Origin of the sequence: Chryseobacterium sp. YR221, from assembly GCF_900176315.1 — a bacterium.
GTDB classification, from domain to species: domain Bacteria; phylum Bacteroidota; class Bacteroidia; order Flavobacteriales; family Weeksellaceae; genus Chryseobacterium; species Chryseobacterium rhizosphaerae.
Map to the genome: position 1 here is coordinate 464,216 of NZ_FWXM01000003.1, position 23,663 is coordinate 487,878.

At 35.3% G+C, this 23,663-nt stretch carries 22 protein-coding genes; 16 read left to right on the forward strand and 6 right to left on the reverse strand.

Annotation, left to right across the window (positions count from 1 at the left end):
* Positions 1–113: 113 nt before the first annotated feature.
* Entirely contained in the window at positions 114–1,952 is a 1,839-nt protein-coding gene (locus B8967_RS11185) for a T9SS type A sorting domain-containing protein (protein WP_084086147.1), read from the reverse strand.
* Positions 1,953–2,412: 460 nt separating this feature from the next.
* Here B8967_RS11185 and tsaE point away from each other — a divergent pair, with 460 nt between their 5' ends.
* The 13 genes from tsaE to B8967_RS11250 all read left to right on the forward strand — a co-directional run bounded on the left by tsaE (position 2,413) and on the right by B8967_RS11250 (position 15,328).
* Positions 2,413–2,820: a tRNA (adenosine(37)-N6)-threonylcarbamoyltransferase complex ATPase subunit type 1 TsaE gene (gene tsaE / locus B8967_RS11190; RefSeq protein WP_047487811.1), complete on the forward strand. Its 408-nt coding sequence runs from the start codon at positions 2,413–2,415 to the stop codon at positions 2,818–2,820.
* Between the two features lie 65 nt (positions 2,821–2,885).
* Positions 2,886–4,076, forward strand: coding sequence for an alanine dehydrogenase (locus tag B8967_RS11195; protein WP_047487808.1), 1,191 nt, complete (start codon positions 2,886–2,888; stop codon positions 4,074–4,076).
* Positions 4,076–4,447 carry a hypothetical protein gene (locus tag B8967_RS11200; protein WP_084086148.1) on the forward strand — a complete coding sequence of 124 codons (372 nt, stop codon included), beginning with the start codon at positions 4,076–4,078 and terminating at the stop codon, positions 4,445–4,447. The genes B8967_RS11195 and B8967_RS11200 overlap by 1 nt, the downstream gene beginning before the upstream one ends.
* Before the next feature lie 19 nt (positions 4,448–4,466).
* Positions 4,467–5,240, forward strand: coding sequence for a sensor histidine kinase (locus tag B8967_RS11205; protein WP_084086149.1), 774 nt, complete (start codon positions 4,467–4,469; stop codon positions 5,238–5,240).
* Positions 5,215–5,925 carry a LytR/AlgR family response regulator transcription factor gene (locus tag B8967_RS11210; RefSeq protein ID WP_084086150.1) on the forward strand — a complete coding sequence of 237 codons (711 nt, stop codon included), beginning with the start codon at positions 5,215–5,217 and terminating at the stop codon, positions 5,923–5,925. Before B8967_RS11205 ends, B8967_RS11210 begins: the two co-directional genes overlap by 26 nt.
* Before the next feature lie 108 nt (positions 5,926–6,033).
* The gene (locus B8967_RS11215; protein ID WP_084086151.1) at positions 6,034–6,423 is read left to right on the forward strand and encodes a hypothetical protein; all 390 of its coding nucleotides are present in this window, start codon (positions 6,034–6,036) and stop codon (positions 6,421–6,423) included.
* 98 nt (positions 6,424–6,521) lie between these two features.
* The gene (locus B8967_RS11220; RefSeq protein WP_047487798.1) at positions 6,522–8,810 is read left to right on the forward strand and encodes a cation:proton antiporter; all 2,289 of its coding nucleotides are present in this window, start codon (positions 6,522–6,524) and stop codon (positions 8,808–8,810) included.
* 384 nt (positions 8,811–9,194) lie between these two features.
* A complete protein-coding gene (locus B8967_RS11225) occupies positions 9,195–9,848 on the forward strand; it encodes a hypothetical protein (RefSeq protein ID WP_143330507.1) in 654 nt (217 codons plus the stop codon).
* 7 nt (positions 9,849–9,855) lie between these two features.
* Positions 9,856–10,077, forward strand: a complete 222-nt coding sequence (locus tag B8967_RS11230) for a class I lanthipeptide (RefSeq protein WP_084086153.1) — start codon at positions 9,856–9,858, stop codon at positions 10,075–10,077.
* A gap of 41 nt (positions 10,078–10,118) precedes the next feature.
* Entirely contained in the window at positions 10,119–13,154 is a 3,036-nt protein-coding gene (locus tag B8967_RS11235; RefSeq protein WP_084086154.1) for a lantibiotic dehydratase, read from the forward strand.
* Entirely contained in the window at positions 13,129–14,256 is a 1,128-nt protein-coding gene (locus B8967_RS11240) for a lanthionine synthetase LanC family protein (protein ID WP_084086155.1), read from the forward strand. The genes B8967_RS11235 and B8967_RS11240 overlap by 26 nt, the downstream gene beginning before the upstream one ends.
* Positions 14,257–14,387: 131 nt before the next feature.
* The gene (locus B8967_RS11245; RefSeq protein WP_228406131.1) at positions 14,388–14,912 is read left to right on the forward strand and encodes a hypothetical protein; all 525 of its coding nucleotides are present in this window, start codon (positions 14,388–14,390) and stop codon (positions 14,910–14,912) included.
* Positions 14,912–15,328: a hypothetical protein gene (locus B8967_RS11250; RefSeq protein ID WP_084086156.1), complete on the forward strand. Its 417-nt coding sequence runs from the start codon at positions 14,912–14,914 to the stop codon at positions 15,326–15,328. Before B8967_RS11245 ends, B8967_RS11250 begins: the two co-directional genes overlap by 1 nt.
* Before the next feature lie 40 nt (positions 15,329–15,368).
* Here the strand turns inward: B8967_RS11250 and B8967_RS11255 are convergent, their stop codons facing one another.
* On the reverse strand, positions 15,369–16,031 hold the full coding sequence (locus B8967_RS11255) for a hypothetical protein (RefSeq protein ID WP_084086157.1): 663 nt from the start codon (positions 16,029–16,031) through the stop codon (positions 15,369–15,371).
* A gap of 372 nt (positions 16,032–16,403) precedes the next feature.
* On the opposite strand from B8967_RS11255, the gene B8967_RS11260 reads away from it, so the two are divergent.
* A complete protein-coding gene (locus B8967_RS11260; protein ID WP_084086158.1) occupies positions 16,404–17,246 on the forward strand; it encodes a prephenate dehydrogenase in 843 nt (280 codons plus the stop codon).
* Positions 17,247–17,376: 130 nt separating this feature from the next.
* Here the strand turns inward: B8967_RS11260 and B8967_RS11265 are convergent, their stop codons facing one another.
* Entirely contained in the window at positions 17,377–18,795 is a 1,419-nt protein-coding gene (locus B8967_RS11265) for an L-serine ammonia-lyase (RefSeq protein WP_084086159.1), read from the reverse strand.
* Between the two features lie 191 nt (positions 18,796–18,986).
* On the opposite strand from B8967_RS11265, the gene B8967_RS11270 reads away from it, so the two are divergent.
* Both B8967_RS11270 and B8967_RS11275 read left to right on the forward strand, forming a co-directional pair.
* On the forward strand, positions 18,987–19,556 hold the full coding sequence (locus tag B8967_RS11270; RefSeq protein ID WP_084086160.1) for a Crp/Fnr family transcriptional regulator: 570 nt from the start codon (positions 18,987–18,989) through the stop codon (positions 19,554–19,556).
* A gap of 69 nt (positions 19,557–19,625) precedes the next feature.
* Complete coding sequence (locus tag B8967_RS11275) at positions 19,626–20,249, forward strand: FMN-dependent NADH-azoreductase (protein ID WP_228406133.1); 624 nt, start codon at positions 19,626–19,628, stop codon at positions 20,247–20,249.
* An 81-nt stretch (positions 20,250–20,330) separates the two neighbouring features.
* Here the strand turns inward: B8967_RS11275 and B8967_RS11280 are convergent, their stop codons facing one another.
* The 3 genes from B8967_RS11280 to B8967_RS11290 all read right to left on the reverse strand — a co-directional run bounded on the left by B8967_RS11280 (position 20,331) and on the right by B8967_RS11290 (position 23,585).
* Positions 20,331–21,674 carry an ammonium transporter gene (locus B8967_RS11280; RefSeq protein WP_047487768.1) on the reverse strand — a complete coding sequence of 448 codons (1,344 nt, stop codon included), beginning with the start codon at positions 21,672–21,674 and terminating at the stop codon, positions 20,331–20,333.
* A gap of 86 nt (positions 21,675–21,760) precedes the next feature.
* Positions 21,761–22,426, reverse strand: coding sequence for an alpha/beta hydrolase (locus B8967_RS11285; RefSeq protein ID WP_084086162.1), 666 nt, complete (start codon positions 22,424–22,426; stop codon positions 21,761–21,763).
* A gap of 529 nt (positions 22,427–22,955) precedes the next feature.
* Positions 22,956–23,585, reverse strand: a complete 630-nt coding sequence (locus B8967_RS11290; protein WP_047487761.1) for a YceI family protein — start codon at positions 23,583–23,585, stop codon at positions 22,956–22,958.
* Positions 23,586–23,663 lie beyond the last annotated feature (78 nt).

Below are 23,663 nucleotides of genomic sequence, written 5' to 3' on the forward strand. Positions count from 1 at the left end.
GCAAAAATTTTCGGTGAGATCGTTTCTTATCATAGAATCCTCTAAACCCTTGCTGCACATACTTCAATAAAAAAGCCGGGAATTTCCCGGCTTAAAAATATTTGTAAACAAAATTATCTTTTTATGAATTTCAGACTCTCTTTTAGACTGCCATATTCTACATTAACAATATAAGTGCCTCTTTCCAGATCTTTAGCATACTTACCAAGGTCTAAGCTGTTTTCACCATTTACTTTTACAGTATACTGATTCAATAATTTAGAGGAATAGTTATAAATCTTAATATTTACCTCTCCTGTAAGCGCACTATCAATTATTAGTTTTGTATTATCATTAACAGGATTATCTCCAATGGTAAATTGAGTACTATTTTGAACATTGGCGGCCTTAGATTGAGTAACGTTTTCGTTATTTGAAATAACAAAACCATTTATAATGTTTCTTTTAATTCCGTTCCCCAGGTTGGCAGTCAGTTTTATAGAATAGACCCCATTTTGTTCACGATTTACATCTGCTATAAATTTATTGTTACGAAGTTCAAATTTCACGTTCACTGACTTTCCTTTAGATCCGGCATTCATTCCTTTTACATCTGATATCCAATAGGTTTCATTTTTAAGTGAAACTTTTTGAAGCTCTTCGGAAGAAAGATTAGGAAAAGAAATCTCCAGATAAGTTTTCCCATTATCTTTTTTTATTTTATACTCCATAGGACTGTCAATTCCATCTTCAACCACAGCCACAAATTTAGAATTACTGTTTAGTTTAAGTTCTTTATTCCTCAAATTGAAATCAGATGATAATAAACGGCTTTCAGAGCCCCCACTCCTATCAGGCGTCGCGTTATTTTTTATTTGACTCAACATTTTTCCTGTAGTTGGATCCAAAATATCTACAGCAGCATTGGCATCTTTGGTGATAATTTCAAAACGAACGTTATTGGCATTTTTACCCAACTGTAAACTTTCCTGATCGCTGTTTGAAATCAATTGATAATTGCTTACCACTTTAAATTCAGAACTTTCCGGTTGGGACATCCTATTTGCCAAGCCATTATTGACAATTTGTCCGTCCAAAACGGGCTTTATAGCATTATTCCAAACATACACTCCTTCCATGATATCTATATGATTAATATATCCTCTAGGATCAGTATCAGTCATCAATTGCTTAGAACCCGGTCTTGTTGAGCTATAAAATGGAGTAACCCCATCATTTTTTCCACCTCCTAACGCAACAATCGCTGTTCCTGCCGGAATGATAGCGGGAGAAAGTAATCCTGTTACTCTGGTATATCCCCAGGCTCCCAGGCTATAATGTTTCTTAGGCTGATTAAGCGGATGGTTATCCATATACGGCCTGAAATAAGTATCACAATAGGATGTAGTAGACAATTGTGACCCCGTTCCCAATTGTAATGCCTCGGTTATCCAGGCCCACATTGGATAATTGGCAAAATCAGCAAGTTGGGTTCCTCTATGAGGTGTTCCTAAAGTAATGACCTTATCTATCTTATTGGTTTTCTTATATTCCAATAGAGCAACATCAGAAGCTTTCCCTCCATTACTATGAGCTATAATAGTCATTGTATTGGCTCCTAAATAACTTCCTACCTGATCAATAGCTCTGGATAGTATTTCACCATTTTCCCAATCACCCAAAAATCTGCTGGTGGCGACAAAAGCAGTTTTATATCCTGCATTGTATGCTTCCTTATACATGGAATTTCCAATAAGCAGTGATTCAGTAGACATCACAAAACCATGCGTAAAAAGAATTGTTTTTCCATTATAATTAGGTGGTACGGTACCGTATAAAATATTCTTTTGTGAAATACTATTAAGATAGTTTAGCGATAATGCATTAGGTTCCGGTAAAGTGGCATACGAAAGTTGCTGAGTTAAAAATTTACTCGAAAAAAAAACTAGGAGTAGTAACAAAATTTTTCTCATAAGGTTTAAATTTAAAATTAGTGTTATATTAAAATAATAAATCACTAAAAAACAATGAAATGACTACCGATAATCCCCAGTTTAAGAGGGAAACATGACCTCCACTTCACAATAAATAGATTTATTAACTTCACAACCAAAATTATATATACAACCATTAAATGACAAATAAAAACCATATAAAATAAATAAAAGACATAAAAACAATAAAACAAATGACTTATCAATAACAATATACATCAAAAAGGATTTAATTTAGAATTACTTTAAGAAAAAGCGATCCGCTTAAACAACTTTTGGTCATCAGTTATTGCAAGCTGTTTTATTTAGAATGAGCGTAATTAATTCTGAACTGTTAATCATAATCACAAATCCATTATAGGCCTTCAAGACTCAATCCATCCTTCAAATTCAAAAATGATTACAAGTAAATTTTACTATTTTTGTAGCAAATTAACCTATGCAGTTCACTATACATACCATCGAAGACTGGCAGGAAGTTGTTGATACTATTTTTCCTGAATTAAAACATAATATTCTTTTGCTTAAAGGAAATCTGGGAGCCGGAAAAACTACTTTCACTCAGTTTTTGCTAAAAAACCTGGGAAGTGAGGATGAGGTCAACTCTCCTACCTACTCTATTGTCAATGAATATAATACTTCAAAAGGAAAAGTATACCATTTTGATCTGTATCGCTTAAAAAACGTTGAAGAAGTCTATGATATTGGTATTGAAGAATATCTGGATAACTCTTTTTTGTGTATCATCGAATGGCCTGAAGTCTATGAAGAAGAGCTTTACGGGCTCAAGTACCACACAATGAGCATCCTGAATACAGGTGAACAAAGAGAAGTTTCATTCGATTAAATATTATGTATCTTTGCTTCTTAAATCAGTATTAAAATAATAATCTGTAAGACATAATTTAAAGGATGAGTACAAATATTTTTACTCCTTTCACAGAAGAAGAATTGATGCCGAAAGAGGAAAAATTGGAAGTTATAAAAAAAGGAAAACAATTCAGTATTGGGATTCCTAAAGAAACCTGTTTAAATGAAAGGAGAACCTGCATTACTCCGGACGCAGTACAGGTGCTGGTAGAGCACGGCCATGAGATTATCATAGAATCTGGAGCCGGACAAGGATCATTTTTTACGGATTTACAGTATTCTGAATCTGGGGCAAGGATCACTAATGATCCCAAAGAAGCCTTCGGACAGGACCTTATTTTAAAGGTTAACCCTCCTACTGAGGATGAAATTGAATTTATGAAGCCCAATACCTATTTGGTGTCAGCACTTCAGATCAATCTTAGGGAAAAAGAATACTTCTTAAAACTTGCCGAGAAAAAAATAAATGCCATTGCTTTTGAATTTATTGTTGATGAATACAAACAGCTGGCCCTGGTAAGACTCATAGGTGAGATTGCAGGATCTGTTTCTATTTTATATGCTTCAGAATTATTAGCCTTATCCAATGGTTTAATGCTTGGAGGGATTACTGGAGTAAGACCTGCTGAAGTCGTAGTTCTTGGAGCCGGAATTGTGGGTGAGTTTGCAACAAAAGCAGCCATTGGTTTAGGAGCCAGTGTCAAAGTTTTTGACAACTCATTATCCAAATTAAGAAGGCTTCACACTATTGTTGACAGCCGTGTTCCAACTTCTATCATCGATCCTAAAGAACTCAGCAAAAGTTTAAGACGTGCTGATGTAGTTATTGGAGCTCTTCCAAGATTAAATATGACCCCTATCGTTACTGAGGATATGGTCATGAAAATGAAAAAAGGCAGTGTCATCATTGATATTACTATAGATAACGGCAAGGTTATCGAAACATCGGAGCTTACCACTATGGAAGATCCGTATATCATCAAACATGGTGTTATTCATTGTGGGTTACCCAACCTTACATCGAGAATGCCGAGGACCACAACAAAAGCAATTTCGAATTTCTTCCTTTCTTATATTCTGAATTATGATGAAGAAGGTGGTTTTGAAAATATGCTGATCCGCAAAAATGAAATGAAGCAGAGTTTATATATGTATAAGGGAAGACATACCAAAAAGATCATCTGTGACCGTTTCGGACTTACGTACCACGATATCAATCTTTTAATTTTCTAATGAAAAAATTTAAATTTTATTTAATAGGCTTCATTCCGGGGCTCATTCTTGTATTCTTTATTTTAAACAAAAAGGGAGCCAGCTGTAGCGGTTATCTCCCCAACAGCCGTGTCATCGCAGAAACCCTTTCAAAAGAATTCAAATATTCTGAAGAGGTTAAAAATGTGATGGCCATCAACAAGATTGATGAAAAGTTTATCAAAGACAGTATTATTACTCAGGGGAAGGTAGATTTTGACCGAAGCAATGCACAGCAAAAGCCATGTCCGGCATACATTATCACTTATCCTGAAAAGAATCCTAAGTATGAGATTGGCTTTGAAAAATGTGAAGAGACAATGACAGTAAACAGTCTGAAAAAGCTTAAATAGTTTTCAATAATACGGTTCTATGGAAGGCAATTACTACATGATTCATGATTATCTGATATTCATCGGAGTTTTTGCCATTTTCTTTTTTTTAACCACCAGTATTTATCTCTTCAGCCAGAATCAAAAACTGAAACAGAAAAATACCAAGTTATCAGAAAGCAATAAAATCATTGAACAGCGATTGAATGAGGTTCGTCTTGAACATATTGGTACCAAGCTGAACCCCCATCTTTTTAAAAACATCCTCAATTCAGTTCAGTCACATGCCTACCAGACGTATATGTCTCTGGATAAACTGGCTAATGTTCTGGATTATATTTTATACGAAAGCAATAATAAATTCGTAAGTCCAAAAGAAGAGCTGAACTTTGCTCTAAGCCTTATTGAAATCAATAAGATCAAAATAAATCCTCTTTTCGATTTCAGGATTAAATCCAGAATCAATAAAACAGATTCTGTATATGAGGAAAAAGTATTTGCTCCGCTCATTTCCGTTGACCTTATAGAAAATGCGTTCAAGCATACCGATTTCCTGGCCCAGGATTCCTTTATTTCCATTTATCTGGAGCTTGAAAATGGGATGTTTACGATGAAAGTCAGCAATAAGGCATCTTTAAAGAACAGTCTGACAAAAGAAAAAAGCGGTTTTGGAAGCCAGTCTTTAGACCAAAGGCTTAAAATGATTTACAGTACCTACTACCAACTGGAAAGAAGTTCGAAAAATGGTATCTTCACAGCAGAATTAAAAATCAATTTAGGAGAATTCTATGATAAAATGCGTTATTCTGGATGATGAGCTGTTAGCAATCAGCTACCTGAAACTTCTATGTGAACAAATCGAAAATGTAGAGGTGGTAAAAGCATTCAACGACCCTAAAATTTTCCTGAACGAAATTGATCATATCGACTGTAATCTGTGTATTCTGGATATAGAAATGCCCGGAATGACAGGTCTCCAGGTGGCAGAGCTTATCTCAGATTCAAAAAAAATCATTTTTACAACAGCTTACAAAGAATATGCTGCTGAAGCTTTTGACCTTAATGTAGTGGACTATGTGAGAAAGCCTATTAAAAAAGAACGTCTGATCCAGGCCTTCGAAAAAGCTAAAGAACTGGTGGAAACTCCTCCTAAAAAAGCCTTTATCGAATGGAATACCAATATCGGAAAAACAGTCATATTTACTGAACAAATTGCTTATATCAAAACATCAGAAATAGACAGCCGGGATAAAGACATCACCCTCAATGACGGAACCACAATCGTTCTGAAAAACCTGAACTTTAAAAATCTGCTGGAAATGCTCCCTGCAAAAGATTTTGCACAGGTCAATAAAAAAGAAATTATCGCACTGGCCTCTATCAAGGTATTTTCCACTAATGAAATTATCAGCACCATCTCTACAGAAGAGCATAATTTTCTCAAACTTCAGATTGGCGAAGCCTATAAAAGCTCATTAATGGAACTGTTCGGAAAATAGACCTTCCAGATCTTTACGGTTTCATTACAGAATACAAACCCTTTATTACAGCCGTCCTTTTTCAGCCGGTAATCCTTGTACTTTTGCTGAGAATTAATTGATTTTATAATGAAAAATTTCATGTATGCTGCAGGAGTTCTCATATCCGGTTTGTGTTTTTCTCAGGAAGGTAATTCAACCATTAAAGCATCTTTTTTTGATGGAATTGCCGTAGCCGGATATGTAGATCATGGGGCATTTATCAATTTTACGGGGCCAAATCTAAGTCTTACCCACAAGCATATAAAATTTGTTATGGGAATGCTTCCTTCGCTGAGAATTAAGGAAGACCGATCACCCGGAACCAAAAACAGCCCTGTTATGCCTACCTTAGGTGCCGGTCTTACAATGGTTTATAAAAAAATAGCCTTTCAGCTTCCTGTTTATTATAATGCTAAAACGGCAGATCAGGACGGAAACTGGAAAATAGGAATCGGTGTAGGATATTCGTTCAAATAGTTTTTATTACATTTTTTAGAACATTCATTACATTTTAAAAACAAGGGTATTTCAATATAAGTATATTCTTATCAACTTTGCATCAAAATTTAGGAATCATGAATTTGGGGAAATATAAAAATATTATTTTTTACATCAGTACAATTGCATTTTTTTCATGCCTTATGTATTGGTTTTTTGTAGAAGGAAAAACATTGGAAATTGGAGAAAACATTACCCCGGCCAAATCTACAGGCTCTACCATGTGGGAAAATTTCACAGATTCATTCCTCACTAATCTTCATCATCCATTAGCTCTTCTTCTAGCCCAGATTGTGACCATTATTCTGGTAGCAAAACTTTTTGGGTGGGTTTGCATAAAACTGAAACAGCCATCTGTTATCGGAGAAATGATAGCAGGTATTGTTCTGGGCCCCTCCCTTTTCGGATTATATTTTCCGGAACTTTCAGCATTTATTTTCCCAAAAGAATCACTACCCAACTTACAGTTTCTAAGCCAAATCGGGCTAATTCTCTTTATGTATATCGTAGGAATGGAACTTGACCTTAGTGTTCTCAGAAAAAAAGCACATGATGCCGTAGTAATCAGCCATGCCAGTATTATTATTCCTTTCGCATTGGGAGTAGGTCTCTCTTATTTTATTTATAAAGAATTTGCACCTGATGGAATCCAGTTCAGCTCATTCGCATTGTTTATAGCTATTGCCATGAGTATTACAGCATTTCCCGTATTGGCCAGAATTGTTCAGGAACGAAATCTCCATAAAACAAAAATAGGAACCGTTGTTATTACCTGCGCCGCAGCTGATGATATTACAGCATGGTGTATTTTAGCAGCAGTGATTGCCATTGTAAAAGCAGGATCATTTTCAGGATCCGTATTTGTTATTTTAATGGCTATTCTATATGTTTTCATTATGATAAAGGCGGTAAGACCGTTCCTCACCAAAATTGCCGAATCACAGAAAGGAAAAGGTTTTATCAGTAAAGGATTGGTAGCTATATTTTTTCTAGTATTAATCATCTCATCATATGCTACGGAAGTTATTGGAATCCATGCACTGTTCGGGGCATTTATGGCAGGTGCCATCATGCCTGAAAATGTAAAATTCAGAAATCTTTTCATAGAAAAAGTAGAAGATGTGGCATTGGTTCTTTTACTTCCTCTTTTCTTTGTATTTACCGGATTAAGAACTCAGATCGGCTTACTGAACGATGTTCATCTCTGGAAAATTGGTGGACTCATCATTCTAACTGCTGTTACGGGAAAATTCGTGGGAAGTGCACTGACGGCAAAATTTTTAAAAATGAGCTGGAAAGACAGTCTTACGATAGGGGCTCTAATGAATACCAGAGGATTAACAGAGCTTATTGTACTTAATATTGGTTATGATTTGGGTGTTTTAGGTCCGGAATTATTTGCTTTATTGGTTATCATGGCATTATTTACCACTTTTATGACGGGTCCGTGCCTTGATTTCATCAATTATGTTTTTAAAGGAAAAAAATCAATGGTAGAAGATGATGAAGAGGAACATAATGATGCAAAATATAGAGTTCTTTTATCTTTCGAAACGGCAAAAGCTGGAAGTAAACTATTGAGACTTGCAGATAATTTCACCCATAAAATGAATGGTAATAAAAGTGTTACCGCCATGACTATTGCTCCAGTTGACGAACTTCATGCCTTTGATATTGAAAACTTTGAAAAAGAACAGTTTAAAAATGTAATTGAAACTTCTCACGAGCTCCAGCTTGAAGTCACTACCCTGTTCAAAGCTTCCACAGATGTTGAAAGTGATCTTACCAATATTACCAATAAAGGAAATTATGATCTCCTTCTTATCATGCTCGGAAAATCCATGTATGAAGGAAGTTTACTCGGTAGATTATTAGGGTTTACCACAAAAATCATCAATCCCGAAAAATTATTAAACACGGTAAAAGGAAAAGGCAATATTTTCAATACCTCTCCTTTCGACGACCTGACCCTTCAGGTGCTAGACAAAGCAACCATCCCTGTAGGTGTTCTCGTTGACAAAGAATTTACAGCAGCTGATAAGATATTTGTGCCCATATTCAACCTTAGTGATTTTTACCTGCTTGAATATGCTAAAAGGTTGATCAATAATAATAACTCACAGGTTATTATTCTGGATGCTGCAGGGCAGATCCGAAACAATATTGAAGTAAAGGAGCTTATCAGAAGTATTGAACAGGTAGCTCCTAACCATATCACCCTCTATAATGAAAAGAGGATCGAGAAGGAATTCCTCAACTCACAGGATCTGATGCTTATCAGTAGCAAAAGCTGGAAGAACCTGATTGACACCAAAAGTTTATGGCTGTCTGATATTCCTTCTACTTTAATTATCTCAAACCCTTAAACAGTCTGATTAGCCATATACTTTTCTACATCTGAACAGCGGCTCTATTGATAATCCCAAGTTAAAAATAAGCGCAATAGTATATATAAGGCTATATAATCGGCAGTATTCATCCAAGAAATACTGCCGATTTCTTTTTTTTGAATGAATTTATCTTCTTAATTTCTGCATAAAAAAGAAAAAATACCCGGTTTTGTGAAATAAAAAAAGTAATTAATAAAAGTAGAAATATTATTAAAAAAATCCCTAAAACAAAGGTTTTTAAACTCAATTCACCTCGATCATTTTTTATAAATCAATCAATAAATATTATTTTTTCTCATACAATTCGCATGTATGTTTCAAAATTTTAGCATATATTTAAAAAAACTTCTAATAACCATCGTGACTACCACAATTAAAAAGACTTTTGCGAGTAAGCATTGGGACTATTTTATTCTGATCTGTAGAGTTCTGCTTGCATGGCAGTTCTTATCTTTCGGATATGCTAAATTTTTCGATGACGGACAATTTGGTATTTCGGGTGAAGAATTAAATAAACCCATTAAAGACCTCAGTCTTTTTAAAGTAATGTGGTATTTATTCGACCACAATCCTTTTAAGATCATCATCGGAATTTGTCAGACGTTATGTGGAGCTTTGCTTCTCTATAATAAAACTGTAATTATAGGAGCTCTTCTTTTTTTACCTATTGCTTTCAATATTTTAATCATGGATATCACCTTTATGGAACCTTCTATGGTTAATGGGTTTGCATCAAGACTGAGCTATTATATATTCCTTGATCTCTTAATTCTCTATCATTATAAAGACAGGATGCTTATTGTTTTTAAAGCCATTAGCAGTAATATAAACAACAGGTTTAGCCATTCTTACGGAATGTACCTTATTTCCCCTATTTTGGCTGTTCTTCTAAGTTTGCTTCCTCTGGTCCCTGTGGTTCTGTTTTATCTTGTAGTAGAGCCGGATCAGATGCTGCATGCTTTGGGTAACGCCTGGCATGGAGTCACCAAATTAACACAACATTTTTTAAAATAAAATTACCATGAAAAAATCAGACAAAAAATTAACAATTTCAAAAAAGAACGTACAAAATTTAAGCAAAAACAGCTTATTTGAAGTAAAAGGTGGTAAAGCCATTGGTATTAATGACGATTTAGGACTGTTTACTGCAGGATGTTCAGACGGGTGTCTGTCTAACTTTATGCATACTCACGTGTTAAATTGTTCAAAAGCAAACTGTACAGCAGATTGCGGTAACTGCTAATTAACATTTGATCTCTTTTGTCATCTTCAACGTAAAATAATATGTCTTCAAAGCAATATACTCCATTTCATTACACCATATTGAGAACTCCGGTTCTTTCACCTGATGATTTAGACAAGTTTTATTCTTCATCGGATGTTATTGAAAATATTTCCTGTAATGATGCTATCATGGATGCTATTAAATTGTCGTCATTGAACTTTTACAATGAGGTGACAAAAGAGTTTTCTAAAAAAAATCCGGAACAAAAGGAAAAATTACAAATATCCTTATATAAATATCTTTCACGATATACCACGCGGCCTACACCGTTTGGGTTATTTTCAGGCTTAGGTACTCTTAAAACCTCATCGGAAATAACTGATAAAAAGATTTACTGGAATACATCCCATCCCAGACTCAGGCTAGATTCAGACTACGTATACAAAGCAGTAAACTCACTGGAAAAACACGAGTCTTACCTTACCAATAATACATTGTATGAAATCTTTGACGAATACAAGTATTTGCAATGCTACACAGGAGTGATTGGCAGAGACTACCGATTGGTCACCATAGAAAGTAATGAATACATTGGTTCCGTTATCGAATTCTGCAGATCAGAAAAAACTTCTGAAGAAATTATCCATTATATCAAAGAAGAAAACGACGTTACCCACAGTGAAGCTGAGGATTTCTTCAATGAATTAAAAGATGAACAGATTATCAATTCATCTTTATCTTATTCAGGAACCGAAACCGGAAACCTGATCAACAAAATATATAAAAATGTAGATATACCAGGCTTCAATGAGCTAAAAGAGTATATAGACAAGTCTAATCAAGGAAACAATATCCCTGAAATCCTGTCACTTCCTGATCAGAAAAAAGTACCTCTTCATGTAGACCTTTATTTTGAGACGTCAAATACCATGAGCCAAAAGTTCATTGAAGACATTCAGAAAAGTGATGCGATTTTTGAAAGATTCAGCATATTAGAAAACCAGACTCCTTACAGGATCACTAATTTCAAAAAACAATTCAGCAAAAAATATGACCAGCAGGAGGTTAACTTACTCCATGCACTTGATATTGAATTCGGAGTCGGCTATGGAAAATTTGCCAACTCAGACAATATAGACACCAGCAACCTTATCCTGGGCTGGCCCAATGAATCCGTTAAAGAAGAAAATCTTAGCCTCAACAGGAAAGAACTTCAGTATTCCCATGCTATTATAGATTGTATTAAAAACAAAAAAAATAGTATTGATCTCCATGTATTAAGTAAAAATCAGGAAGTTTTCCTTCCTGAAAAAGTGAACCAATCTTTCCCCTTCAAATCCTATAAAGCATCTATTTTCTTTGATAAAGAAACCAATAACCCTGTTTACTTTATTGATTATATCTCATTCCATTCTCCAAGAAAATTATTGGGACGATTTTCAGATCATAAAGAGATAGGTAATCTATTAGATGATATTCATGATCACGAAAAAAAGATCTATGGTGAAGACACAATCATTGCCGAAATTGTACATCTTCCTTCAGAGAAAATAGGAAATGTTATTGAAAGAAAAATTAATACCGAATATTATATAGGATACATTGATGAAAGCAGTAGCAGAAAGAAAATCCATCTGAATGATCTGTATATTTCTATTGTAAATGACCGGATTGTATTACGCTCTAAAGTATTAAATAAGTATGTGATACCGGTTTTTTCCAATGCTTACAATATCATGCATCCCACCAACAGTCCGATTTTTGAGTTTCTGCTCGATTTTCAGACCCAGCAAAATCACAGTCTCCTGATTAAGGAAGACAGACTGCTGGATATTTTTAAATTTTTCCCAAGACTACAAAAAGGAAATTTCATTGTCAAAAAAGCAGCATGGCTTATTGAGTACCATGATTTCTTTTCCAATAAAAATACCAGTGTTTCAGAAGCGCTTACAGCATTTGATGAAAACCTTCAAAAGCTTAACATCACAAAGAATTTCTTCATTTCAGAAGGAGACAATGAACTCTATATCCATCTAAAATTTGAGATCTCAAAGAAAACCTTCTTAACAGAACTGAAAAAGAAACAAAAACTGAAAATAATAGAATCTTTAATAGATGAATTTACTCCGGTAACGTATAACCAGGATGGAAATACCGTCAATAATGAGTTTTTACTATTCTTCAAAAATGAAGCACAGCACCAGAAAGAAGAGAACTTCCTTCCTGTGGTGAAAACCTCTGATATTCCAAGATCCCTGTTTCCGGATATTGATAACTGCCTTTATCTGAAAATATATACAGGTAAAGTATTTGCAGACTTTTTCATATGTGAAACAGTAGGAATTTTAAGCTTTTTACAAGCAAATAAACTAATAGAGAAGTTTTTCTATATTAAATTCTATGATCCAGAATTTCACATAAGACTAAGAATTTTTGCCCCTAAAACTAATCACGAAGAGGTAAAATCCCATATCAATGCTCTTATAAAGAAATACCTTGCTGAGAAAATACAAAGGATATCTTATGACACCTATGATCGGGAATTAGAACGCTACGAAGGGAATAACACCAAAATATTTGAAAAGATATTTTATTATGATTCTCTTGTTTCCGCAGCAATCATTGAGAAAAATATTGAAGAAGATAACGCCGATATATTATGGATGTATCCTATCAAGCATATTCTTTTCTATTGTAAAGTGTTTAATCTCGATACGGAATCCCAGCTAAACTTTGTAAGCGGGGTAAAAAGCAGTCTGGCCAGGGAGTTTAATACCTCTCCTTTAAAAACCGCTTTTATCAATGCAAAATATAAAGGGTTCTCCGAGGAAATTGAGAATATTATTTCTGAAAAAAATGATATATTGTCAGCCATTCACACTCAATTCTTCAAGGATATCCAGGTAGATTTACCGGCCTTGCTGGGGCAAAATTCCTATAAGAATCTGGCCAATATTATCCATATGCATATTATCAGGGTGGTACGAAGTGATAACAGACTTCACGAATATTTAATGTACTGCTTCCTTGAAAAAATTTTAAAAAAACAATTCTTCAGCTTAAAAACAAATGCCAATACTTCAACACATCTGTAAAAACATCTTAGACTACGAGCATACCCACGCTGGATTAATGAATGGAGCTTGTTCAGAGTTATTATTTCTTCATCATTATTTTAATTCCTATCCTGAGCAGTTTAATAAGACTGTAGAAAAAAAAATAGACTGGTATAAAGATTTAATCTTCGATCATATAGAAAATGAAAGAATTGATCTTTCCTATGCGGCAGGGTTATCAGGAGTTTTATCTTCAGCCTCCTATTTACAGGAATCTCAATGGTGTTCTCTTGATTTTCTGGATATTGAAGATATTGGAGATATAATGATTGAAGAAGCTATTACTCAGTTTCAGAACCATAATTTTGATTTCTTCTATGGGGGAATCGGCTTGGTGATGCCCTTCATGAACAGACAGATGGATATCAGAAAACTGAATCCGGACTTACTACACACATTAAAAGAAACCATCGTTAAAACGAAAACAGACCTGTTCTGGCAAAACCCAAAAGATAAGGCCGCAAATATATCCAATTTTGGTATTTCCCATGGATTTCTTCCCAATCTTTTACTGCTGGCCTATATTGCAGATTCAGAAGCTGATATTTCTTTTATCAGGAAAACCTTATCAGAATTTATGACCTATGCTTCGATGGAAGGTACGGTATCCGTATTCCCTTCTGTAATCGAAACCAGCAAAGAAAGTTCAAAATATGCTTCCCGCCTGGCCTGGTGTTATGGGGATCTGGGAATATCCTGTGTTCTCTATAAAATTGGTGAGCTTATTCAGGATCAATCTTTACAGAATCAGGCATCACAAATACTGTTAAAAACCACAGTCAGAAAACATAAGGAATCCAGCAAGGTAACCGATGCTTCACTCTGTCATGGAAGTGCCGGAATTTCTTCGATATACGATTCATTCTATACCCGCACCCAAAACCCGGCATTCGCACAAGCCGGAGAATACTGGCGTGGAATCACTCATTCTTATTATACTCCAGAACATCAGGAATGTTGCTTTTTATATAAAGCAGGAGATGAATACGTCTATAATATGGGATTGTTAGAAGGATTAGCTGGGATAGGATTATCTCTTTTGAATAAAAAAGATTGGTCCGGCATCTTATTGATTGAATAAATACACAATAAAATCAAAATTTTAATATTTTTTTCGCAAACAAACGGAAAAATACATATTTTTATATCCACAAAATAACAAAATTTAACAAACATTAACGATTTAAACATAATACAATGTGCCGATATGCCATGATGGTTTACAAAGGTCATTATGCCTGTTTTAACTGCCAGAAAACATTCAAACGCCGCATTTTACACGATGTGGACAGGGATTCTCAGGTTTCAGTAGAAGCCAAATGTCCTGAATGCGGAAAACTGATGGCCAATATGGGGTTGGATTTTGAATCCCCTTCAAAAAATGATCATAAAAGGTGGGCGCATATCAAGGATTTGTATACAGTAGGCATCACTTTCCATTCCTGCGGATGTTCCGGGCCAGGATATATTCCTCAGGATCGAAAAGCCATTATCACTTACCTTGAAAAAATCCGCGCAGAATATATGCATTCGCTGGTGTATTGGAGATACCGCATAGAACCGGAAACGAAAAGAGAACGTGAAATTGAGTATCAAAAAAACGGCTCTAAGCTATGGACAGTAAACCGGGATGCTTTTAAGAAAACAGTGACTAATCAGGAAGGAATTAATTACTGGATCAATAAAATCAAAGAAGTGGAAGAACGCCTTGCCGTCATCCGAAATTCAAACAACTGATGGAACTGAGATCAGATATAGAACCCGATTTAAAAACAGCAGAAAACAGATATCCTGGAATTCTTAAATTAATTCTGGACTATACAGCCCATGTCGATCTTTCGGGTGATGAAGACCTCTCCGTTTATAGCCAGCTGGAATCCGAATTACACTCAATTACTCAGAAAGATGTCTCACAGTACAGTATGGAATGGTGGGAAGAAGAAGGTATTGAGGTACTTGCTTTCCGCATTGCTTTACCGGATCCTGAAAAGGTAGAAAATCTGAGCCCGGAGGAAATTGAAGAAATTACTTTTAGAATAGAGAACCCGGTTATCATTAATAAAGACTGGGAAGAACAGACTTTTGAAGAACAATTTTCTCTGTATCTTGATAATTACTATCGGCAGTTTCTGGCATTAAATAAGGATAAATAGTATTTCCCGGATTCTAAATAAAGACCTTAACAATTCAGTTTTATTTTTCTAAATGTAAGAGTTTTTTAAAATCCTCCTTTATTCTTTTTTTCTCTTCAGCTATATAATCTGCGCTAAACGGAGCCCCACAATCCTGGCTGTCAATGATATGAATAAGCCTCGCATTTAAAAAATAATACCTGGCTTCGGTAATCTCCGATTTTTTAAAATCAAAAGCTTCCGTATCATTATTTTCCTTCATTACTTTCACATCATAGAAAAGAGGGCGGTTGTACCGATACTCTTTTTCGAAAACAAAAGAAAGTTTTCCATTAAACAGATAATATTCTATCAACAGCTGCCCCATTTCACCGTAGTGTCTGGCTATAATTTTTTCAAGCTTTTTCTTTTGATAATAAAACGTTGCCTCCCCTCCTTCTGCCGATACTCCTTCAATATCTTTCTGTTTAATACGAGTCCATTTTGTAATAGAATTAATTCTTTTGAAATTAGCCCGGATAGGATCCAGCCTGTCTTTTATATACTCATTGGGAACAACATCCTCATCATTAAAGCTTTCTTTAATCATTATAGTGTCTCCGTATAGGATATTGGAACGTTCCGTTTTTTGTACTTTTAAAAATACGTGAGGATGGTTTTTAGCATTTCCAAAGATGATCATAACTACCAAAATAATCAGGCTACATACATATTTATTTTTCATGTGTTGTTTTTTAGTGATACTTTTACTTCAAACTAAAAGAATTTAAAACTTAAAATAGTTACTACATTTCACTTGTTATTATCTCTTTATTCACAATGTTATTACAAAATTAATAAATCATTCTTATTAAGTAAAACAAAGATTAGAATATAGGAAACACATACATCAACTTCGTAATTCTTCTATAATTTTCAAAATTTTAGCCAGAACAATCATAGTTTAAAAAAAAATTTATACCTTCGCTTTGTGAATTTTAACAACGGAACATATTATTATAGAATTTTTAACTCAGATCTGGGATAGGGATTCTTATGAACATAATTTAAAACCTCGTCCTAGACGAGGTTTTTTTATTTTAAACCAATTTAAAAGATGAAAATAAGTATTATAGGAGCTGGATTAATCGGCGGATCGATGGCATTAAAATTAAAGGAAAAAGGCATCGCCAGTTTTATCTACGGAATTGATAACAATAAACAGCATATTGATGAGGCATTAGAGCTAAAAATCATTGATGCAGGTGTTGATCTGGAGCAGGGAGTTAAAAATGCTGAGTTGATCATCCTTGCTATTCCTGTGGATTCTGCCAGAAAATTATTACCGGGTGTTCTGGATCTTATATCGGATCATCAGACTGTGATGGATGCAGGTTCTACAAAAGCAGGAATTGTCCATGCCGTAAAAGATCATCCAAAACGCTCAAGATTTGTGGCCTTTCACCCGATGTGGGGTACCGAAAACAACGGTCCAAAATCTGCTATTGCCGAAAGTTTTGCCGGAAAAGCAGGGGTTATCTGCAATAAAGAAGAATCTGCTGAAGATGCTTTAAACCTGGTTGAAAAAATAGTCAATGCACTTGATATGCATATGATTTATATGGATGCAGAAGATCATGATATCCATACTGCCTATATTTCCCATATCTCCCATATTACCTCCTACGCTCTTGCCAATACCGTATTGGAAAAAGAGCGCGAAGAAGAAACGATCTTTCAACTGGCCAGTTCGGGTTTCTCCAGTACCGTACGTCTGGCTAAATCGCATCCGGAAATGTGGGTTCCCATCTTTAAACAGAACAAAGAAAACGTACTGGATGTATTGAACGAACATATTACCCAGCTCAGAAAATTTAAATCTGCATTGGAAAAAGAAAATTACGAATACCTTGAAGAGCTGATTACCAATGCCAACAGAATCAGAGGTATATTAAGATAATAAATTCCTAGTCTGGATTTTTTCTAAAACTTAGTGTTTATCCATTAAGAGCCCCCTACTACATAAAAAAATCCTTAGATGTTATGTCTAAGGATTTTTCGTATTTTTAATTGTATTCTGTATTAGCGTATTAGCATTCAGGAACATTCACTGCAATTGCCAACCCACCTTCTGAGGTTTCCTTAAAACGGTCACTCATAGACTGAGCTGTTTCCCACATCGTCTGGATAACTTCATCCAAGGTTACTTTTGCCTTCGTAGGGTCACTTTCCAGAGCAATATTTGCCGCAGTAATAGCTTTCATAGCCCCCATTGTATTTCTTTCAATACATGGAATCTGTACAAGTCCTTTAATAGGATCACAGGTTAATCCAAGATGGTGTTCCATAGCTATTTCAGCAGCCATTAATACCTGCCCTACACTTCCTCCAAGGATTTCCGTAAGTCCCGCAGCGGCCATCGCTGATGACACTCCGATTTCGGCCTGACATCCTCCCATTGCTGCAGAAATGGTTGCATTTTTCTTAAATAATGTTCCAATTTCTCCGGCTACAAGCAGGAATCTTACAATATCATCCTCGCTTGTAAATGGCGTAAATGCCTGTGCATACATTAACACTGCGGGAATCACTCCACTCGCTCCGTTGGTAGGTGCTGTGATGATTCTTCCGAAGCTAGCATTTTCTTCATTTACTGCCAGTGCAAAACAGGCAATCCATTTATTGATATTGGTGAAATTTTCTTCGGCATCAACAACCTGCTGAAACCATTCATCTTTATTTTTATAAATCTCTTCTCCCAACAGTTTTCTGTTAATTCCCGCGGCTCTTCGGGAAACGTTCAATCCACCGGGAAGAATCCCTTCTTTATTCACTCCTTTGTAGATGCATTCTTTAATCTGACTCCAGATATATAAAGCTTCCTGTCTTGTTTCGTCCTGTGATCTCCAGCTTTCTTCATTAATTAGAATTAAATCTGAAATTTTGTTAAATCCTAGCTTCTGGCAATATTTTGCAATATCTGCAGCTTTATGACAAGGATACAATGTACGTACGCATTGTTTTTCTATTGAGTTTTTTTCCTGGCTTGCAATAAAACCTCCACCTACAGAATAAAAATCCTGAACAAGCTCTGTACCATCTTCAAAAACAGCTTTAAAGATCATTCCATTCGGGTGAAAATCAAGTGATTTCTGCATATTTAAAACCAAATGATACCCGTAAACAAATGGAATTTCTTTCTCGCCCCCAAGATTAATAATCTGGTCTTTCTTGATCTTTTCTATCTTTTCATCAATTTTTGAAGTATTGATGGTCTTAAAATCTTCACCGTTCAAACCAAGCATGCCCGCGATATCCGTTCCGTGCCCAATTCCAGTTTTGGCTAAAGAGCCAAAGAATTCAAGAAAAACTTCTTTTACCTCTGCGATTGATCTTTCCCTTTTTATAATTCTGATAAATGCAGCCGCTGCATTCCAAGGTCCCATTGTATGTGAACTGGATGGGCCTATTCCTACTTTGATAATCTCAAAAACCGATATTGATTCCATAAATGGCTCTTCATTTTGCTTTTACAAAGATACGTGATAAATCTAATAAACAGCATAGCAGAATCGGGTATTAATAACTATTCATACCCATTAGAAATAAGATTTCACAATTATATTTTTTAAATTAGCAGTGAACAATAATTTCGTATGCCATCCTATTAAATTCACATTCTTTATCTTCATCATTCTAAATGGAAGCATTAATTAAAAATATTTCGCAGCATGTCAGATTAAGTCCGGAGGAAATTTCGGTTTTCAAAAACATCTGGACAGAAAGGACATTGGAAAAAGGTGAATTTCTTTTAAGAAATGGCGATATCTGCCGCTATGACAATTATGTTGTATCCGGTACTTTAAAAGCCTTCTGCATCAATCCTGAAAATGGCAACGAAGAAATCCTTTTTTTAGCGATTGACGATTGGTGGGCAACCGATATCTATAGCTTTTCCAGGCAAAAAGCCTCTATTTATAATATACAGGCGATAGAGAAAACAAAGCTGTTGCAGATCAGCCATGGCTCTTTTCAAAAACTGTTAGAGCAAATACCTTCACTGGAAAGATATTTTAGAATTATTTTAGAAGGATATCTTGGAACCCTGGAGAAAAGAATTGTATTTAATAATATGTATAAGGCTGAACAGAAATATCTATATTTCCTGGAGTCCTATCCTGATATAGCTGCCAAAGTTCCACAGTATTTAATAGCTTCTTATTTAGGTGTCTCTGCAGAGTTTATCAGCAGAATTCGAAAAAAAAAATAAATCCTCTTGAACTAGATCAATTTTTCCGGACTTAATAATCAAGAATTTTGAGGTATAAAATTTACCATTATGAAAGTATTGATTATTAATGCCAGTGTAAGAGGCAAAAGATCTTATAGCCGAAGACTAACCGACCTGTTTGTTGAGAACTGGAAAACCAAACACCCCCATGATGTATTTACGTACAGAGAAACCGGAATTGGGCATATCCCGAATATTAATGAATCCTGGATTGCAGGAGCATTTAAAAAGCCCTCAGACAGGACGGAGGAAAGCCAAAAAGAACTGCAACTGAGCGATGAGCTTGTAAAAGAGCTTAAAGAAAATGACATCTATGTGATTGGCACTCCCATGTACAACTGGTCTATTCCCTCCGGCTTAAAAGCCTATATAGATCAGGTCATGCGAATCAACGAGACCTGGAAATTCAGGTCAGGTTTTCCAGACGGTGACTATGTAGGTCTTCTGGAAAATAAGAAAGTATTTATACTCTCAAGCAGAGGAGATACAGGGTATGGAGAAAATGAGAAGAATGGCCATATGAATTTCCAGACCCCCTATTTAAAACATATTTTAGGAATAATGGGAATAAAAGATATCACCGTTATCTCATTAGATAATGAAGAATTTGGTGGTGAAATATTCGAGGAGTCAAAAAAAAGGATCTTTAAGGCTATTGCCTCCATTGCATAAAATCTCAAAACAGTTTTTGAAATTCTATTTAAATCAGGGTATTCCGGAAGCAACCGTGTTATACCCTGTTTTTTTCTGTTACTAATTGAGACTCTCATCATGCTGGGAAAGATCAAGCCCCATATTTTCAGACTCTTCGGAAACCCTTAATGTAATCATGGCATCTGTAATTTTATATAAAAGCAGTGATCCGAAAAATGTAAAAGCAGAAACCAGAACCAAAGCTGCCATATGATGAAGAAATACTTCTACTCCACCATGAAGAAGACTTGCGTTTTCCCCGTGAGCAAAAATAGCTGTCAGGATCATCCCCATAATTCCTCCTACCCCATGGCAGGCGAAAACATCCAAGGTATCATCTACTTTCTTCAAAGCTTTCCAGTTGACCATCACGTTAGAAACGATTGCTGAAATAAATCCTATAAAAAGACTCTCCTGAATACTGACAAAACCACATCCGGGAGTGATCGCCACCAATCCTACTACTGCTCCAATACAAGCTCCCAATGCAGAAATACTCCGTCCATTGATTCTATCAAAAAATATCCAGGTCATCATGGCAGAAGCGGAAGCAATGGTCGTTGTTCCAAAGGCAGTAGCTGCAGAGGCGGAAGCACTCAATGCCGATCCTGCATTAAACCCAAACCAGCCAAACCACAGCATTCCCGTTCCCAAAAGAACATAGGGAATATTTGAAGGTTCATGATGCGGATTTTTTCTCCGCCCTAATACTAAAGCTCCTGCAAGCGCTGCAAATCCGGCACTCATATGCACTACCGTACCTCCGGCAAAGTCCTTCACTCCAAAATACTTATTCAGAAGCCCATCAGGATGCCATACCATGTGGCAGAGCGGTGTATAAATAAAAATACAGAAAAGAACTATAAATAAAAGGTAAGAAATAAAACGAACCCTCTCAGCAAAAGACCCTGTAATGATAGCGGGAGTAATAACAGCGAACTTCATCTGAAACAATGCAAAAAGCACAAAAGGAATGGTAGAAGCCATCATCTTGTGTGGTAAACCTCCCACTCCGTTAAAAAACATATAGCTTAAAGGATTTCCTATAATCCCGTAATGATTTCCATTAATACTGAATCCCAAAGATTCTCCAAAAGACAAAGAAAATCCTACCACCACCCATAAAATAGAAATAACGCCTAAAGCAATAAAACTCTGTAGCATGGTGGAAATCACATTTTTCTTTCCTACCATTCCTCCGTAAAAGAAAGAAAGTCCGGGAGTCATCAGCAAGACCAGTCCGGCAGCAGCAAGAATCCAGGCAACATCTGCCCCTACAATTTTATCTTCACTCAGAAATGCTCCGGTATCAGAAATCTCTGCACCCGGATTCCAAAACAATCCTCCGAATGCCACAAGACTAATCACCGAAAACGAAATGATCCATTTTAATCCTACTTTCATAAAATTTATATTTAACCCTATCAAATTTAAATATAAATTCCATAAAAAACATATTTTAAATCACAGTACCCCTATAAAAAAACTATTTATAAAATAACATTGATCATTTTTTCAGAAAATACCTTAGTCAGTATTTTCGAAACTTCTTTATGTTTAGTGACCGGAAAAAGATGTGAACCACCTTTGATCACATAATCCGGCTTTGAATACCGTATTGGGAAAACAATATCTTTATCTCCCAATATCTGAATAACATTAGGATTTTCTTCAAACTTCCATTCGGAAACTTTTTCTACAGACCATTTTAAATAATAAGGATCCCGCACTTTGAAATATTCCAGAATTTTAGGATTTCTGGGATCAAACAGCTTCCTTATGACAGAATATACCTGAGCCGCTCTGTTATTGAACAGTCCCACCGGAAGGATTCTTGGAATTCTGGTCACCTCACCCGTCTTTATAAATTTGGATTTTTCTTTATCTGATTTTATACTTCCCAGGATAACTACTTTCTCGGCAGGCTTCAACTGGTTAATCTCCTGCACAATAATTCCTCCAAAAGAATAGCCCAACAAACAGAATGGTTCTGAATCATCCACTTTCTCTGCCATCCTTTTTACATAGTCCTGAAAAGGTTCATTACTTTCGGGAATAAGCCAATCTATAAAAACCAGTTCACAGTTTTTGGGAAACTCCAATTTTTCAAGTACCTTAAAGTCTGCTCCAAGACCGCTTACAATATAAATTTTCATAAGACTAATTTATAAAAAAAACAGGAAAGGAAATTACCGTTTGAAGGGAAAAAAGCTAAAGATATTGCTGTTGAATTTAAACTACAAAAGCTTTAAACATTCAAGTTGTTATAAGAGAAAAAGGAACATAATTTTTTCAATCTCCTATTTCACAAGTATTACAATTGAAGAAGGAAGTTAAAACGATCTATATAGTCTGTCATTCCGTAGGAATCCAAGCCCGGAAAAATAAAATTGTGCTTAGATTCCTACGGAGTGACAAATATTGTGTCACAATTTCAAAAAAATTTTAAAATAAGACTTCAGTTTTTAGTGATGAGCTCATTGAATAAGAAGTACACCACAGCTTTTCGGGATCTAATATTTTTATGAATATCAAGATTAGAGAGCAAAATATTCCCTTGTCCAACACATATCCGATCAGCAGATTTGACGGAATATTTTCAACACTAATTGTATACCTTACATTCCATAAAAAAAGAGCAATTCATTACCTGAACTGCTCTTTTTATCAATATTATATTTAATCTTATTTCTTTTTCTTTACCGGAACCCTGTTTTCGTTATCCAACTGTTCTGTAGAAACTCTGAACTGGATATCCATTTCGTTCTTGATGAAATAGTCTTTTAGTGAAGACTGGTAGAATACTTTAAAGTCTCTTCTGTTTAATGAGAACTTAGCAGACTCAACAACTACGGTAAACTGGGTAACATATACATTAGCAGGAAAAGTGATGGTTTTTCTTACTCCTTTAATGGTCACATCACCATATACTGTAGAATTGTATTCACTGTTGGCTAATGGAATAATTTTAGTCAAATGAAATTTGGCTACCGGGAATTTTTTAACTTCAAAGAAGTTTGAACTTTTAAGGTCGTCTGTAAGCTTGATTTGGTCCTCATCGGAAACATCTCCGGCCATCATACTTCTCATATCTATCACAAACTCTCCGTCTACCAAAACAGTATGGTCAAAATTAAATTTTCCACTTTTCAGTTTCACTGTTCCTGAATGGGAAGAGGCTTCAGTTTTTACAACCTTATATCCCCACCATCTGATCTCTGATGAAGTCACTTTTGAAACTTTATCAAATTTCTTTTGAGCGGAAACCAATGACATGCCTACACACACCATAGCAAACAATAGTAATCTTTTCATTCTTTTTTATTTACAATTCAACAAAAATAAAAAAAAGTGTAGAACTTCTACACTTTTAACAATCTTTTTTTGATTAAT

Bases quoted from the DNA above. Each gene is read 5' to 3' on its own strand.
- B8967_RS11185 (WP_084086147.1), bottom strand. From the start codon at position 1,952: ATGAGAAAAATTTTGTTACTACTCCTAGTTTTTTTTTCGAGTAAATTT.
- tsaE (WP_047487811.1), top strand. From the start codon at position 2,413: ATGCAGTTCACTATACATACCATCGAAGACTGGCAGGAAGTTGTTGAT.
- B8967_RS11195 (WP_047487808.1), top strand. From the start codon at position 2,886: ATGAGTACAAATATTTTTACTCCTTTCACAGAAGAAGAATTGATGCCG.
- B8967_RS11200 (WP_084086148.1), top strand. From the start codon at position 4,076: ATGAAAAAATTTAAATTTTATTTAATAGGCTTCATTCCGGGGCTCATT.
- B8967_RS11205 (WP_084086149.1), top strand. From the start codon at position 4,467: ATGGAAGGCAATTACTACATGATTCATGATTATCTGATATTCATCGGA.
- B8967_RS11210 (WP_084086150.1), top strand. From the start codon at position 5,215: ATGATAAAATGCGTTATTCTGGATGATGAGCTGTTAGCAATCAGCTAC.
- B8967_RS11215 (WP_084086151.1), top strand. From the start codon at position 6,034: ATGAAAAATTTCATGTATGCTGCAGGAGTTCTCATATCCGGTTTGTGT.
- B8967_RS11220 (WP_047487798.1), top strand. From the start codon at position 6,522: ATGAATTTGGGGAAATATAAAAATATTATTTTTTACATCAGTACAATT.
- B8967_RS11230 (WP_084086153.1), top strand. From the start codon at position 9,856: ATGAAAAAATCAGACAAAAAATTAACAATTTCAAAAAAGAACGTACAA.
- B8967_RS11235 (WP_084086154.1), top strand. From the start codon at position 10,119: ATGTCTTCAAAGCAATATACTCCATTTCATTACACCATATTGAGAACT.
- B8967_RS11240 (WP_084086155.1), top strand. From the start codon at position 13,129: ATGCCAATACTTCAACACATCTGTAAAAACATCTTAGACTACGAGCAT.
- B8967_RS11245 (WP_228406131.1), top strand. From the start codon at position 14,388: ATGATGGTTTACAAAGGTCATTATGCCTGTTTTAACTGCCAGAAAACA.
- B8967_RS11250 (WP_084086156.1), top strand. From the start codon at position 14,912: ATGGAACTGAGATCAGATATAGAACCCGATTTAAAAACAGCAGAAAAC.
- B8967_RS11255 (WP_084086157.1), bottom strand. From the start codon at position 16,031: ATGAAAAATAAATATGTATGTAGCCTGATTATTTTGGTAGTTATGATC.
- B8967_RS11260 (WP_084086158.1), top strand. From the start codon at position 16,404: ATGAAAATAAGTATTATAGGAGCTGGATTAATCGGCGGATCGATGGCA.
- B8967_RS11265 (WP_084086159.1), bottom strand. From the start codon at position 18,795: ATGGAATCAATATCGGTTTTTGAGATTATCAAAGTAGGAATAGGCCCA.
- B8967_RS11270 (WP_084086160.1), top strand. From the start codon at position 18,987: ATGGAAGCATTAATTAAAAATATTTCGCAGCATGTCAGATTAAGTCCG.
- B8967_RS11275 (WP_228406133.1), top strand. From the start codon at position 19,626: ATGAAAGTATTGATTATTAATGCCAGTGTAAGAGGCAAAAGATCTTAT.
- B8967_RS11280 (WP_047487768.1), bottom strand. From the start codon at position 21,674: ATGAAAGTAGGATTAAAATGGATCATTTCGTTTTCGGTGATTAGTCTT.
- B8967_RS11285 (WP_084086162.1), bottom strand. From the start codon at position 22,426: ATGAAAATTTATATTGTAAGCGGTCTTGGAGCAGACTTTAAGGTACTT.
- B8967_RS11290 (WP_047487761.1), bottom strand. From the start codon at position 23,585: ATGAAAAGATTACTATTGTTTGCTATGGTGTGTGTAGGCATGTCATTG.